The 14,887-nt window shown below is 55.4% G+C and carries 14 protein-coding genes; 8 read left to right on the top strand and 6 right to left on the bottom strand.

The window, feature by feature from the left end; all coding sequences use genetic code 11:
* Positions 1-6 precede the first annotated feature (6 nt).
* The 5 genes from def to SYN7336_RS07480 all read left to right on the top strand — a co-directional run bounded on the left by def (position 7) and on the right by SYN7336_RS07480 (position 4,449).
* Positions 7-552: a peptide deformylase gene (def, locus tag SYN7336_RS07505; RefSeq protein ID WP_017325313.1), complete on the top strand. Its 546-nt coding sequence runs from the start codon at positions 7-9 to the stop codon at positions 550-552.
* A gap of 24 nt (positions 553-576) precedes the next feature.
* The gene (gene cysK / locus SYN7336_RS07500; protein ID WP_017325312.1) at positions 577-1,539 is read left to right on the top strand and encodes a cysteine synthase A; all 963 of its coding nucleotides are present in this window, start codon (positions 577-579) and stop codon (positions 1,537-1,539) included.
* Positions 1,540-1,711: 172 nt separating this feature from the next.
* Complete coding sequence (locus SYN7336_RS07490) at positions 1,712-2,389, top strand: DUF3038 domain-containing protein (RefSeq protein WP_227498621.1); 678 nt, start codon at positions 1,712-1,714, stop codon at positions 2,387-2,389.
* A gap of 77 nt (positions 2,390-2,466) precedes the next feature.
* Complete coding sequence (locus SYN7336_RS24920; protein ID WP_017325309.1) at positions 2,467-3,537, top strand: DUF4335 domain-containing protein; 1,071 nt, start codon at positions 2,467-2,469, stop codon at positions 3,535-3,537.
* Between the two features lie 93 nt (positions 3,538-3,630).
* Positions 3,631-4,449, top strand: coding sequence for a carbon-nitrogen hydrolase family protein (locus tag SYN7336_RS07480; protein WP_017325308.1), 819 nt, complete (start codon positions 3,631-3,633; stop codon positions 4,447-4,449).
* On the opposite strand, the gene SYN7336_RS07475 is transcribed toward SYN7336_RS07480, so the two are convergent.
* Positions 4,446-5,114, bottom strand: coding sequence for a DUF1614 domain-containing protein (locus tag SYN7336_RS07475; RefSeq protein WP_017325307.1), 669 nt, complete (start codon positions 5,112-5,114; stop codon positions 4,446-4,448). The genes SYN7336_RS07480 and SYN7336_RS07475 overlap by 4 nt on opposite strands.
* Before the next feature lie 95 nt (positions 5,115-5,209).
* On the opposite strand from SYN7336_RS07475, the gene SYN7336_RS07470 reads away from it, so the two are divergent.
* Positions 5,210-6,100 (top strand): alpha/beta hydrolase, encoded by an 891-nt coding sequence (locus tag SYN7336_RS07470; RefSeq protein WP_038026701.1) that lies wholly within the window; start codon positions 5,210-5,212, stop codon positions 6,098-6,100.
* 305 nt (positions 6,101-6,405) lie between these two features.
* Here SYN7336_RS07470 and SYN7336_RS07465 read toward each other — a convergent pair whose 3' ends face one another.
* Together SYN7336_RS07465 and SYN7336_RS24915 are read right to left on the bottom strand one after the other, a co-directional pair.
* Entirely contained in the window at positions 6,406-7,059 is a 654-nt protein-coding gene (locus SYN7336_RS07465; protein WP_026100795.1) for an LON peptidase substrate-binding domain-containing protein, read from the bottom strand.
* Between the two features lie 99 nt (positions 7,060-7,158).
* The gene (locus SYN7336_RS24915) at positions 7,159-9,321 is read right to left on the bottom strand and encodes an IMS domain-containing protein (protein ID WP_156820069.1); all 2,163 of its coding nucleotides are present in this window, start codon (positions 9,319-9,321) and stop codon (positions 7,159-7,161) included.
* Positions 9,322-9,790: 469 nt separating this feature from the next.
* Between SYN7336_RS24915 and scpB the strand changes: the two genes are divergently transcribed.
* On the top strand, positions 9,791-10,297 hold the full coding sequence (gene scpB, locus SYN7336_RS07455; protein WP_017325303.1) for an SMC-Scp complex subunit ScpB: 507 nt from the start codon (positions 9,791-9,793) through the stop codon (positions 10,295-10,297).
* A 32-nt stretch (positions 10,298-10,329) separates the two neighbouring features.
* Here the strand turns inward: scpB and SYN7336_RS07450 are convergent, their stop codons facing one another.
* Entirely contained in the window at positions 10,330-10,668 is a 339-nt protein-coding gene (locus SYN7336_RS07450) for a multidrug efflux SMR transporter (RefSeq protein WP_017325302.1), read from the bottom strand.
* A gap of 166 nt (positions 10,669-10,834) precedes the next feature.
* On the bottom strand, positions 10,835-11,560 hold the full coding sequence (locus SYN7336_RS07445) for a DUF4079 domain-containing protein (protein ID WP_026100794.1): 726 nt from the start codon (positions 11,558-11,560) through the stop codon (positions 10,835-10,837).
* A 672-nt stretch (positions 11,561-12,232) separates the two neighbouring features.
* On the opposite strand from SYN7336_RS07445, the gene SYN7336_RS07440 reads away from it, so the two are divergent.
* The gene (locus SYN7336_RS07440) at positions 12,233-14,503 is read left to right on the top strand and encodes a glycosyltransferase (RefSeq protein WP_156820068.1); all 2,271 of its coding nucleotides are present in this window, start codon (positions 12,233-12,235) and stop codon (positions 14,501-14,503) included.
* Here the strand turns inward: SYN7336_RS07440 and SYN7336_RS07435 are convergent.
* On the bottom strand, positions 14,500-14,841 hold the full coding sequence (locus SYN7336_RS07435; RefSeq protein WP_017325299.1) for a histidine triad nucleotide-binding protein: 342 nt from the start codon (positions 14,839-14,841) through the stop codon (positions 14,500-14,502). The genes SYN7336_RS07440 and SYN7336_RS07435 overlap by 4 nt on opposite strands.
* Positions 14,842-14,887: the final 46 nt, after the last annotated feature.

The raw sequence follows: 14,887 nt of genomic DNA, 5'->3' as shown, positions 1-14,887 counted from the left end.
CTAGGATTGAGAAGTCGTTCCCTCTCCGCTGGCGAAGTACTGCTCGTGGCTTGCTTGAGTGTTCTCGAAATTGGCGACCCGATCCTGCGTCAAGTGGCGCAGCCCGTGGCGCAGGAGATGATTTCTATCCCAGAGTTTCAGGCATTTTTAGTCGATCTAGTCGATACTTTACGATCGCACCATGGCGTCGGTCTAGCAGCGCCTCAAGTGGGTCGCTCCCTGCGGGCGATCGCCGTCGAATGCCACAACAACCCCCGCTATCCCGAAGCCCCCGATATTGCTCTGCAGATTTGGCTCAATCCCGAGATTGTGGATGATTCCGCCCAAACCTGCAGCTTTACGGAAGGCTGTCTGAGCGTGCCCGATCGCCGAGGGGAAATATGGCGGCCTGACTGGGTTCGCCTCTCGGCGTACAATTCTGACGGCGATCGGGTTGAATTCACTGCCAGCGGGTTTCTGGCCCGCGTCTTGCAACACGAAATCGACCATCTCAACGGCATTCTCTTCATCGATCGCCTGCGATCGCCCGCCAGCACCACAAGCGCAGTCTAACTTTATTTCTTAACGCCCACGCCCATGAACATTGCCCAGAACATTACTCAATCGATCGGGCGCACTCCCCTCGTCCAGCTCAACCGCATCCCCCAGTCGGAAGGCTGTCGAGCGCGCCTTGTGGTGAAGCTAGAAAGCTTCAATCCCGCTGCTTCCGTCAAAGATCGAATTGCGGTCAGCATGATCGAAGACGCCGAACGGGCCGGTCGGATTACCCCCGGCAAAACCATCTTGGTGGAGCCCACCTCGGGCAATACGGGGGTGGGCTTGGCAATGGCAGCAGCAGCTAAGGGTTACCGTCTGATTGTCACCATGCCCGAGAGTATGAGTGTGGAACGACGACTCCTGCTGAAAGCTTATGGGGCTCGGGTGGAGCTAGTGCGCGGCGGTGGCGGTATGGGGGAAGCCATCTGGAAGGCAGAAGAAATCGTGCGCCAGAACCCCAACGCCATTATGCTGGGGCAATTTACCAATCCTGCCAACCCCGACATTCACTATCGCACCACCGGCCCCGAAATTTGGCAGGATACAGACGGTACGGTCGATCTCTTTGTAGCCGGAGTCGGGACTGGCGGTACGATTACGGGGGTGGGCCGATACCTCAAGCAGCACAAGCCCGACGTGCGCGTGGTGGCGGTGGAGCCCAGCGCCAGTGCAGTTTTGAGTGGCGGGCGTCCGGCTTCTCACAAAATTCAGGGGATTGGGGCGGGATTTATTCCCGACATTCTCGATCGCTCGGTGATTGACGAAGTGATTGCGATCGACGACGACACGAGTATCGATTACAGTCGTCGGCTCGCCCGCGAAGAAGGGATACTCTCCGGCATTTCGACTGGAGCGATTCTAGCGGCGGCCATTCAGGTGGGTCGCCGTCCCGAAAATGCGGGCAAGCTGATGGTGATGGTGCAACCTAGTTTTGGCGAGCGCTATCTGAGTACGCCCTTATTTCGCGATTTAGACGTGGCTGTGGCTGGTTCGATGACTTAGGTGTCAGCCCGATATGATAGCTATAGGCTGACAGTTGGCCATTGCCCGCTGGAAGCTTTTTTGTGTGGGGCGACCTTTGCTGGGTAGCCTAGACAAGGCCAAATGCGATCGCGAAACGTTTGGTTCGGGAATCCATCGCAGCAACGGCAACGATTGAGAGGCGGTAAGTCGAATGATGAGTGGTGAGAGTCGAGAGGGGGTAGCCGCAGCGCTAAAAGCGTTGAGCCTGCCCGATAACCGCACGGGATTGGAAGCAACCACCAAAGCTCACCTAGATTTTCTCTTGCTGGCGATCGAGGCGCTGTGCGACGAAGGCTCGGAAGTGATGCTCTCGGCAGCCAGCGCCCTCGGGTTGGCAGAGACGATCGGCGATCGCGTTACTCTGTGGCGCTTGCGCAATGCGAATCCGTTACGCAAAAGCTCTGGCGGACGCAAAAAAGTCGATATCGAGGAAGTACGAGCACTGGTGCTGGTCGCCGCCTATCTGGCTCGCCACAATCACACCCAAATCCGCACCACAATGGCGAAATTGGAGCAGTGCATCGCCAAGGAAGTCTCCCCCTTGCAAGAGCCCTCGATCGCCGATTATTTAGATGCCTTCCATGCGGGCTATCGCGATCGCATGGCAGATGGCGATCGGCGACCTCAAAATAGCATCACCGAGCTGGCTCTAACCCTCTTAGTAGAACTGCTGTTCTACGGCAGCCAATACGGTCCCCAGCGATTGTGGAATGCCCTCCTGACCCGTCCCGAACTGGAACTGCCCGACGGAGAAACAGAACCAGAAGCTGACGCGGCGCCAGAAACCGCCGTTCCGGTGACCGGCGATCTCCCCGTTTCAGAAATTTGACTGCAGGCCGTGTCGCCCCGCCGCCACGGCATTATGAATCTGTAACTTGTCCTTTTGCGCGATCGGCCTCAACCGCCATGCCCACAACCACCTCCATTACCCAAAACTACGCCCACACCACCTGTACCCTTTCCGTTCGGGGGCAAACCGAGCAGCCCGATCGATTGTCGGGCCTTGTGGCTCCCGTCAATTGCGAACTAGTGGTGCAACTGGGCGAGACCTCCAAAACCTTTAGCGGCGATATCGAGCTACTCAAAGATTTGGTCAGCACCATCGAGCACTACCTCGCCAGTCTCTTGCGGACCGAGCCTCAAGGCACCTTTAGCGGCAGCGTCGCCATTCGCCCCCTAGATGCCGTGCGCCACCGCATTACCCTGCGCCAGGGAGAGGGCATCGGCCAAGTAGACCTGAGCATGACTCAGCTCTACGATCTAGCTGAGTCGCTCGGAGAGATTAAAGAGGCGATCCCCCATCTCGATCGCCTCAAAACCCCGCCTCCAACGGTGGCTTGGTATCGCCAAACCGCCAGCATTGCAGCCATCGGCATCGCAGCCATCGGCATTGCAGTAGGGGCATTGGTACTCTCCGGTCGCGAAGTCACCGAGAGTCAAACTGCAAGCGTTCGAGAAGCATCGGAGCAGTTATTAGAATTGCCCGATCGAAATGCGGCAACGGCTCCCACCGTGCCCGAGAGCCGCGATCGCAGCCAGTCTCGACCGGAATCTGAGGCAGTGGCCGCCAACGGACTGGCCCGCCAAGCTAACCAGTCAGAGGTCAGCACGATCGCCACGCGCTTGCAGGAGCAACTCGAAGCTGAGTGGCAATCTCCGCAGGATCTAACCGAGCCCTTGGTGTATCGAGTGACCGTCGATGCCGATGGCAACATTGTGGCTGCCACACCTGAAGGCGAGGTGGCAGGCGATCGACAGGCAGAAACCCCCCTGGCCGAGTTTGAAACGTTTACGCCTGCCGAGGCCTCCCCCGCCCAGCCTGTTTTGCCCGAACCATCCTCAGCGGATTCCGTCGAGCAAGATACATCTGCTCCAGAGGCACCCGATGCTCTGAACGAGAGCCTGTCTCCGGTCGAACTGCAAGTGGCGTTCGGTCCTGACAATGCTGTCACCGTAATGGACACAGGCACGCCGTAGGAACCGTCACTAAGAAAATTTGCCCTGTTGTCTGGAGGTCGGGACTGCTAGCATTAAAGGTTATCTGTAGTCACTGGTATCGATCGATCGCGCATGAAGCCTTATCTTGCTGCTGCTATTCAAATGACGAGTAAGCCCGACCTGTCAGAGAATCTGATTCAGGCGGAAGAGTGGATTGAATTAGCTCAACGACGAGGATGCAAGCTGATTGCATTGCCCGAAAATTTTGCCTACATGGGGGATGAAGCCGAGAAAGCGAAGTTGGCCCCCGAAATTGCTCGACGGGCAGAAGAATTTCTGCGCAAGATGGCACAGCGATTTCAAGCATATGTCTTGGGGGGAGGCTACCCCGTTCCCACTGAGAACAACAAAGTCTTCAACACTGCCTCGCTCATCGGCCCCGATGGCCGAGAGCTGGCTCGCTACCAAAAGGTGCATCTATTTGACGTCAACCTGCCGGATGGCAATACCTACCGCGAGTCAAATACCGTCATGCCCGGTCAAGACATTCAATCTTGCTATGTAGAAGAGCTGGGCACGTTGGGACTCTCGGTTTGCTACGACGTTCGCTTTCCCGAGCTCTACCGCACCTTAGCCTCTCAAGGGGCTGACGTGCTGGCGATCCCGGCGGCCTTTACAGCCTTCACCGGCAAAGATCACTGGCAGGTGTTGGTGCAGGCACGGGCGATTGAAAATACCTGCTACGCGATCGCCCCCGCTCAGGTGGGTCGACACTATCAGCGCCGCCAGACCCACGGTCATGCCGCCATTGTCGATCCGTGGGGGGTCATCTTGGCCGACGCTGGCGGAGAAAAGCCCGGATTGGCGATCGCCGAAATCGACCCCGCTCGCCTGCAGCAGGTACGCCGCCAAATGCCCAGCCTGCAACACCGCCGCCTCTCCGCCCTCTAACTGAGCAGCAAGGCAAATAAGCCACATAGAGCAATACCGTCGAAGACCCCTGCACCGCCAATACTGAGCACCCCAGGCGACATTTTTTGAATTTCTTTGAGGTGCAGCAAATCTGCTCCAATCAAAGTACCCAAGACGCCACCCGCAAAGGCGACAGGAGGACCGCCCGCCAGCAGAGCAGCGGCGATCGCCGCTGTGATGGGGGCCAGTAGCGGATTAATCTGAATGCCAATCCCCGGCACGATCTGGGCAGCGTAGTAACTCACCGAGGTGACAATGGCCGTAACCAGCACAATGGAAGCAGCAGAGGCTTGGGCGAACTGATAGCAGGCAATGATGACGGGGATTAGCCCGCCTCCCACGTTCAGCGCCACCATGGTGGTGCGACGGACGCGCTGTAAGGGAAACCCCCAAAACTGCTGTCCCCAAAAATCCTGAAAGGCTTCGAGGGTAGGTTCCAGAACGGTCGATTCTGCCCGATAGAGGGGGATGTTGATGGTGCTGCCGATGACGATCGACACCAGTAGCAAGAGTCCGATCTCCGGAGCGAAGCCCAACTTCGCTGCTGCTGCCACGACGACATCGAAGGTGAACCCCAAGATTAAAAATGGCAGCGAGAGTAGCAGAACTAAAAACAGGAGAGCGGAAACCGGCAAATAAATCACAATGAGTATCCCTGCGAGCCTATTTGCATTCTAATTGGGGCAGCGGGTCTAAAATTTCAGCGACTCTGATGTTTACGACGTTCCCCATTAGCATCGTGAGCCAACAAGAACTGAAAAACATTATTGCTATGGTGAAAGACTTTTCTTGGGGCAGTACGCCCCCTGAGATGAGGTCGAACTTCAATGATGGATTTTCTTTGCCGCCCCATCCCACTGCACGAGTGAATCCCGTCAATGCCGATGGTGTTGCTGCCGAGTTAATTTCAAGTCCGCGCGGCAATTCAGAGCGGGTCATCCTATATCTGCATGGCGGTGGATTTGTCGTCGGCTCCCTCCAAACTCATCGACGCATTGCCTGCGATTTGGCTGAAGCATCGGGAGTTAGTGTGATGTCGATCGACTATCGTCTCGCCCCCGAACATCCCTATCCAGCAGCCTTAGAGGACACGCTGACTGCTTACCACTGGCTGACCCATACCCGTGCATTGCATCCCACTCGGGTGGCGATCGCCGGAGACTCTGCTGGCGGCAATCTCGCACTGACAGCGCTGTTATCTCTCAAAGAGGCAGGAGAGGTATTGCCGTCATCAGCATTGCTGATTTCACCCTACTGCGACCTGACCAGAACGAGCCAAACCATTACGACTCATGCAGACATCGATCCGATGGTCTCTGCGCAACTGCTCGATTCCGTCACGACTTGGTACACTGCCGCCGAACACCTGAGACATCCCCTCGTATCGCCCCTCTATGGCGATCTGTCCGGTCTACCACCGCTCTTGATTCACGTTGGGGCTTCGGAAGTTTTACTGGACGATGCCCTGCAACTGGCTCGTCAAGCTGGATTGGTCAATGTTGCAGTAGAACTCAAGGTCTGGCAAAACATGATTCATTGTTTCCATCTATTTGCCCCCATCCTAGAAGAAGGGCAGCGGGCGATCGCCGAAGCCGGAGCATTTCTGAGGCATCACTTGCTCGAAACCTAGGGCCTGTCATCAGTTAGGCAAATGTGTCATAACTAGCCTAAAACGAGGTGCCAGATGCGTCGCTGCGCACTGAGAGACGCCTTAGGCTTCTTGACAACGTCAGTTCGGCAGGTGTCTGGTCCCCATCCCCTAACCCCTTCCCCCCTCGCGAAGCGTGATACAAAGCTGTCCGGCCAACGTCCACACATACCTCATCTCAGGGAGAGTCTTGGGGATGTCATCAAAGAGCTCTTTGCCCTCGCAGGTTTCCAGAGGCTAAAACCCTTGTATTGATAAGGATTCCAGGTCCTAACTGATGACACGCCCTAAGCCTCGCGATCGGAAAACGTGTCTTTGAGGGCCGTGCGGGCAGCCAGATGCTTGCAGGTGGTATCCAAAATTTCTGCCTCGCGGCGGAGGCGCTTCTCTGTATCCAAGAGTTCCAAAAGTAGTTGCTGCTCGTCTGCAGCCCCCTGAAAATTGCCCCCAATCCAGTAGGACAACTCGACTGGATCGTCAGGCAAATCGTCGGGTAAATCAATTTCTTTATCGGTCAGCTTGCCGGAGAGATGGACGACATCATTCAAGAGATTTTGAACGTCTCGAACCAGCCCCTGCAACGGTTGTTGGGTGAACTCGTCATCAATCCATTCCACCAACCCAACTCGATAGGGTTTCTCGCGCACGTATTCCAGTAGCCGAAACCGCTGCACTCCCACCGTCAAAATATTGATCCGATCGTCGGGCAGCCGCTGCAACTGGGCCACCTCCGCAGAACACCCCACGCGCGCAGCTTCTTGATTGTCGCTATCCCACAGCAGCACGCCAAACTGGCGATCGCTTTCCATCACTGTATTGAGCATCATGCGATAGCGAGGCTCGAACACGTGCAGCGGTAGCGGACGCCCCGGAAACAGTACAACGCCAGGTAGCGGAAAGAGGGGTAACTCGCGCACAGCTAGAGAGGAAGATGAAGTCATAGACGGGGCCGCCGTGAACATCCGTGTATTTTGAGTCTACCCGATTCCACCGATGGCACTCTGCCGTGCGGCTAGCAAACACTGCTGGCAAAGCCAGTATCACAACGTGGCAAAACTCTGAATCATCCAGCGACCGTCCTGACGGACCAAGTTGTAGCGCACTCGATAGGGATTGCTGTAGGAGATATTGGGTTGTCGCTGCCCGTTGACAATGTAGTCTGCTGTCTCGCTAATTTGCACCACAACACTCCCCACATCGTCAGTCGCTCCAGGAATCACCTGTTCCACTTCCACCGCTTGTTGCGGATAGCTCCAGTGAGCCCCGATCGCCTGCAACTGCTGCGCTCGCTCCAGCCAGCTAGACCGCAGCGGTTCGAGCAGAATGTCATCGAGCGCGGCAAGGTTGTAGTTTTCCCCTAGAGCCTCCCTTTTAACCGCCTGCCAAGATTCGATCGCGCGCCGAGCTGAAGCCTCTGTCAACTTTCTCGCGGTAGCCAGAGCGGCAATCTCTGCGGCAGAAGCAATCTCTACCGGGGAGGCTTCTAGCGCAACCAGAGGCTGAATTTCGGTCTGAACGGGGGTCGGATTGGTAAACAGGCGGCTTGCCACTCGCCAGCCCAAAGCTAGCACCGCCAGCACGACGGCTGCGCCCCCTAGCCGCAACAACCATACTGAAGAGCTTTCCTCTGGCTGGCGGCGAGCAACACGATCTTCAGCCTCGCCCTCGTACATCGAGCCCAGGCCCTCATCCCCGTCCCCCAAACGCGCGTCCGCCTCAGCGATCGCGCCGACATAGGGAGAGATCCCAGGCGGGGGTTCTGGAGCGGCGGTGCGATAGCCATCGGCGATCGCACTGTGACCGTTGCGATCGCCACCATTGAAATGACCCATCGGCAGCGGCGGTACAGGTGGGGAAGCCGTCGTGGATGTCGTATCGCTGGAGACTGCTGCCGCAGACGGAGAGACCTCAGGAGTAGTTGTCGTGCCATTCGAATGAACTGCATTCGCTGCCAAACCCGAGAAGCCGGAATCGCTGTCGCTAAAGGGCAAACTAACTCCGCCCTCCATAGAATTCGCCAGCCAGTCTATTTCTGCACTGGATGCGGGCATCTCATCTAGATATTGCTGCACCTGCGGGTTTTCGAAGTAGGTGCTCAATGAAGCTTGACTGATATCGAGATCGCGATATTCCGGGAAAACCTCATCTTGCAGCCACCCCTCGATATAGCGGCACAACCCTAACAGAACATCGGTTTCGCCATTGGTCGCGATCTCCTCAGACTCGCTGCGGATGCTATCGAGGGCTTCTGAGTCTTTGCTGCGCTCGAGCAACCGCGTAGCCTCCTCCGGCTGCCCCAGCAACAGCGCGCAAATAGCCTGCTCTAAATTGATATCGTGCCGCTGGGCCAAACGCACCAAATATCCCCGCGCTCGCCGAATTAGAGCCGGACGATTTTCCACATAGCCTCTTGCAATCAGGGCATACACTGCCAAATAGGTGGCCACCACGGAGGGTCGCTTGGCCTCGATCTCGAAAATCTCCTGCTGCTCGCTGACGGTCATTTGGGTGCGGGCTTTCTGCACGAAGCGGAGAAAATCTTCAGCACTCAACTCCGAGCCATCCTGACCGGCCCCTTCAATCCCCATGCGCTCGTCCAGCATATTGCGGAACAGTGTCAGGCCCTCTTGACGCTTGGGGTCCAACTCGTCAGGTAAGCTCAGGAGCTTGAGAATACGATAGGGTCGTAGCTTATTCAGATCTGAAATCACCTCAGCCTGCACCTCTGGAAACACGTGGTGGTTAATCAGTTCGGCCAACGCCTGCTGCAGCATACTGGCCGCCGCTTCATAATCCCCCTTCTGCCATTGCTCTCGCCCCAAATACAGGCGGGCGATCGCCTGAGTCAGCAGCAGGTCGGGGGCGGGCTCACTCTCGCGCAAGGCCACCTGCACCCCCGACAGTGCCAGTTCGTAATCGCCGTTTTCGCACTGGATCGCCAACGCCGCCGGAATATCCTGTAGGTCCACCTCTAACAGAGGGTGGGTGGCGGTAAGTTGGCTGTCGTACTCTTGGCGGCGCGCGGCATCGCCGAGCACTTCGCGAGCCGTTTGGATGAGCCGCTGCCTCGCAGCCACGGTATCCGCTGAATATCCAGGCCACAACTCTTGATACAAACGCCGTTGATAAGCACTTTCAATACTGTTGGCATCTGCCTGGAGCGGCAACATTAGAATCCGGTAGTAGTCCAGCGGTACCTGCACGGGTCAGTCCTCGCAGCGGAATATGACTTACTGTAGCAATAACGAGTTCATCCGATCTTCACATTATGAGGGTTTCAGTCAAAACCTTATACATACATTTAGATCGATCGGACGGGAGGGGCGTATCGAACATGGGAAGCAATGGGGATGTGTATTGGAGAGATTTATTTATCCATATATCCTTGGATAGCGGCTTTTGGCGAAAGTTTCTGTAGGAATTTAACAAATCAAACCAATCTGACTCTAGGGATGGGGGCTTATCCCCCTCAAGTCGACAGGGATCGCACAATTTTTGCCAAGATCTTAGCCGACGGCAGAACCTGCAACCAGTGGAACGCAAGGCTCGCACGATCGCTCGTTCCTTCGTACTTTCGGCTCGCCCAATTCTGCCCTAGCTGCTGCTATCGCAAGCATTTCAGGCTTCAATGGCCTATAGAGGCGATCGCAGCTCGAACTTCCCACCGACGTAATGGCACTCAAAAACCAGATTGAGGCAATTTTGTATCTCAAAGGGCAGCCAGTCAGTTTAACTGAGCTATCCGAACTGGCCAGCTGCGATCGCGAGGATGCCTACGATGCCCTGCTCGAATTAATGGAGGATTACGCCCACCGCGATTCTGCCTTAGAAGTGTTGGAGGTGGAGACCGGCTTTGCCCTGCAGTTGCGGGAACCGTTTACGGACATGGTGACGGATATCCTGCCCCCCGAAATTGGCTTGGCAGTGACGCGCACGCTAGCGGCGATCGTCTTGCGGGGGCCGATTACGCAGGTGGAGTTGGTGGAATTGCGGGGCTCGGGAGCTTACCAACATGTCGCCGAGCTGGTGGAAAAAGGCTTTATTCGCAAGCAACGGCTACCGGCCAATCGCTCCTACTTGCTCGAGGTCACAAATAAGTTTCACCAGTGTTACGAAGTGGAGAAATTTGACGAGTTGTTGTTAGAGTCTGCGATCGCCGAACCCGAATCAACTGACTGAACCTTCAAGTCCACCGGGCAGCGCAGGCTAGACTAGCCATTGCGATTGAGCAAAAACACCCCTAACGAGATCGTGGCCAGACCGGCAATCTGCCTGACCCCGAAGGGTTCTTTCCAAATCAGATGCGCCAGGATGGAAACGATCGCATAGCTCAGCGAGACGCTGGGAAACGCGACCGATAGAGGCAGTTTTTTGAGGGCCAGCGTGTAAAGGATTGCCGAGCAGAAATAGACTCCGAAGCCCATCAGGAGTCTCGGTTCGAGAAAGAAGAAGGCGGCAGTGTCTGCTTTGTTTGCCCCCATTTTGAGAAAGATTTGGCCGATCGCTCCCAAACAGATCGATACAGCTAGCAGTAGATAGGATATCCGCATAGCTCGGTCACTCACTGGTCCAGTTACATCTGTCCTCGCGAGGTCGACGAGCTGGTAAAGCAGATCCCACCATACTGCTAAATGGCACGATGTCCGATAGATGGCACAATGTCCGATAGATGGCACAATGTTCGGGCGGACAGCCACTGTCGCCCACGCATCTCGCTTAGGGACAGATCCGGTTGGCAAAATCGCAGCCAAACACCGTCGATTCCTGCCAGCCAAGGGGAATTTCCAGCAGATCGCGAGCCCCAGTCACCCCCTGCGAAATAAATAACAGTAGAGCGATACAATTGAGCGCAATATGCACTCGACGCCAAGTATTGGACCTGTCTTTGTATATATCTGGCTGAATCGCCACTGCAAATACCATCAATAGCACCACCGCCATGCCGTAATAAAAGTGAGAGAGATACCATTGATCGTCCCGGCGGAAAATCGCACCGAAGCCTTCTCGACCTAACACTTTGTCCTGCCAGCCAATCAAGACAATACCCAGCCCGGAGAGGGTAGCAAAGACACCTCGCCAGAGGGGCGGTTTGGCTCGATAGAGCAGCACGCAAGACACGATTGTGGCCGCGAACAGGAGCGCGACAATTGCCACTTCTGCGGGGGCTTCGCTGGCGCGGTTATTTCTGACGATGTACTTGACTGTGGGATGGAGCAGACCCACTAGGGCCACCCCGACAACGCTAGCGGCTAGCCAGCGTCCAATTTTGACGTGCTCGCCCCCCACCACTGGCGGGATTTTGCTTTTTTCTTGCTTAGCTGTCGCTAAGCGGCGCTGGCGTGTCTGCCAAGCATAGAAGGTGGCAATGCCAATGACCGGAAACACAAACACGATCGCCAGGATCGGGTGTAATATTCGTGAGGCATCGAAGAGTGGCAGCATAATAATCTTCTCTAGACAAACCTTGAACTCTGGGCAGATCTCAGACGCTCGCGAGCATCAGTCTCGCTCCCGGACATTGCCTGCAAGCTTTATCCATCACCCTACTTCAGTAATTTCACCAGCGCTGCAAGCAGTTATAGGTCAATGCTCCCCACAACCACCCGAATTTTAGATGTGTCGCTCGAAACTCATCTCTCACGCATTTAAAAAAGATATGAGGATAGCCTAATAAGCATCTCATTGAATTCAGTCGCAAAATCTGAAAATCGCAGATGCAAATGTCTCCCAATCTCTAATGATGGGAGTACACATGCGCAAACGCGCAAGCAGACTCGCCGAAACTAGCAAGCAAGTCTGGCATCCGAGAGCATTAGTGTAGAGGGCTCGTCAGGCAAGATGGGAGCTAAATGTGTTTTATGCGATCGGCCGCACTTCAAAAGTGACTGAAATTCCTTTGTCATATTGGTTTAATCTTTTATTAATAACATTTACCGCACATCGCGATCTCGGGTGTTTAGGTAATCTATTTTAGGAGCTTTGAGCAATGCGATCGCACTGACACTGCAGCCCTTGCAACCGCCAATCTCTCCAGACTTTCCCCCTCTGTTTCGGACCCTTCATGTTTCGGAATGACTGTCTGTCCCCTCGCACATAGGATTGCCGTACATAGCCATGCAACGATATAGACTGGCCGCGCGGCGGCGTTCTGGGCTTCACTGGTCGCGACGGCGGCTCTACCCTGCCACTGCGATCTTGCTGGGGGCGATCGCCGCGAGCGCAGCGATCGTGGGGCTGTGGTTTGCCGGCGAGCCCGCGATCGTCCAGTTTTTCGACCAATGGCAAGCAAGCATCGCCGATCCTGCCGCTTGGGGGCAGGCTCCTGAATTTATGTCACCCTATCTATTTTGGTTGCCCACATTGCTGATGGCAGGGGTCGTTCAATTCGTGATGGCGATCTCGCCGCAGCCCCGAGCCTGGTCTCGGGCCGCCATTGCGGGGATATTGCTGGTGGCGATCGGGCGCTATGCTGTCTGGCGATCGCTGGCAACGCTCAATCTCGACAATCCCATCAACGGGCTGGCAAGCTTGCTCCTCTACGGTATGGAACTGCTGTTGATGGCCAGTGCCATCCTGAGATTGTGCTTGTTCTTGAAGCTCGGCTCTCGGCGAGAGCAAGCCGATCGTCTCTCGGAAGCCGTTCTGACAGGCCAGTACCTACCCTCCGCAGACATTCTGATCCCCACCTACAACGAGCCAGTCTCCATCCTCAGGCGGACGATCGTGGGCTGTCAGGCGATCGACTATCCGCACAAGCGAGTGTATCTGCTGGATGATGGCAAGCGTCGTGAAGTTGCAGAGTTAGCCCGCCAGTTGGGCTGCGAATATGTGACTCGTCCCAACAACTGTCACGCCAAAGCCGGAAATCTCAATCACGCCCTCAACCATACTGCTGGCGAGTTAATTGCGATTTTCGATGCTGACTTTGTTCCAACCACTAATTTTCTGAATCGAACAGTGGGATTTTTCCAAGATGGGGCAGTCAGCCTCTTACAAACCCACCAGAGTTTTTACAATTGCGATGCACTCTCCCGCAATTTGGGACTGGACAAAGTTATTCCTCAAGAGCAAGAAATCTTTTTTCGCTACATCCAACCCCTGAGGGACACCAACGGCTCAACTCTGTGTGCTGGCAGCTCCTTTGTAGCTCGGCGCAGCTCTCTGGCGGCGATTGGGGGGTTTGTGACTGAATCTCTGAGTGAAGACTATTACACGGGGCTACGCCTGTCGGCTGGAGGCGATCGCACAATCTACTTGGACGAAATTTTGAGCGCGGGTTTGTGTGCAGAGAATATTTCGACGCATATCGTGCAGCGACAGCGATGGGCAAAGGGAACGATGCAAGCGTTTTTTATGAAGTCTAGTCCCTTTAATATCCCGGGATTGAGCTGGTTGCAGAGACTCACCCATCTAGAAGGGGTTTTCCAATGGTTTTTCGGTACCTTTCGGATCGTGTTTTTGATTCTGCCGCTACTTTACGTTAGCTTCGGGATCGCTCCCATGAGGGTCACGCTGTCGGACTGGCTGTATTTCTTTTTGCCCTATTACATCGTTCAACTGCTGACCTTATCGTGGTTGAGTCGCCGCAGTCGACTGGCCATAATCTCGGATGTATACGATGTGGGTCAATGCATTCCGGTCTCAGTCGCCATGTTTGACACTTTGATCCGACCGTTTACCTCCAAATTCCGCGTTACCCCTAAAGGGGTGTCGACCGATCGGCACGAGTTCAATTGGCATTTAGCTTGGCCACTCATTGGCTTGTGGTTGCTCTCGGCAGCCTGTTTGATTTTCAACGGGCATGCTGCGTTTGGCAGCGGCGATCGGATATCGAGAGCAGTAGATAACGGTTTAACTGGCAGCACTAATACTTCACTGGCTTGGGTTTGGATCGCGTATAACTTGTTTATCCTCAGCCTTGCCCTGCTGATGATGTTGGATGTGCCCAAGCCCAGCATCTATGAATGGTTCGACCAACAGCGACCGGGGCGGCTGATCGGTGGCGATCGCCAGTATGAGGGCACCGTCACTCGCATGTCCGAGATTGGGGCAGAAATTGAGCTATCGCAGTTGCCCGATCGGAACGAGGCGATCGAGCTGGAATTAGAGGGGACGGGGTTGAGTTTGGCAGGGCGCATTGTGCGAACGCGATCGCTAGCGGAGCGCAACTCGCATCTCGCTCAAGTGAAATTTGAGCCCATGTCTTTGGCCCAATCTCGACGCACCATCGAGCTGCTGTTTTGTCAGCCCGGTCAGTGGCAGCCGCTGCAGGCTCCGACTGAATTGAAATCGTTGGGACTGATGCTGAAGTTGTTTTTCGAGCCAGTCAGGTGGCTGGCTCAGAAGGCTTGGTCTCGACTGGCGAAGCGGGCACTTCGGGCTTAACCGGGAGGCCAAGACAAGGGCCGACCTCCGAGAATGTGGAGGTGGAGGTGAAAGACCGTTTGACCGGCAGACTCACCATTGTTCATCACTAATCGATAGCCATCCGTCAGGCCCGCCTCTGCTGCCACTTGTTTTGCCTTGAGCAGCAGGTGTCCTAAAACCGCGAGATCTTCGTCAGTGGCATCGTCCAGTTTGGCAATAGGCTTTTTGGGGATCGCGAGAATGTGGGTAGGAGCTTGCGGGTTGACGTCTTTAAAGGCCAGCACTAGATCGTCTTCATAGACAATATCGGCGGGAATTTCTTTGCGAATAATCTTGCCGAAGATGGTGTCGCTCACGAGCCAATCCTCTCGATTTCAGCCCCTACTGTAGTCGCTTCTGCGG

The organism is Synechococcus sp. PCC 7336, assembly GCF_000332275.1.
GTDB lineage: Bacteria > Cyanobacteriota > Cyanobacteriia > Thermostichales > PCC-7336 > PCC-7336.
This window is presented reverse-complemented; position numbering and strand designations above follow the sequence as displayed.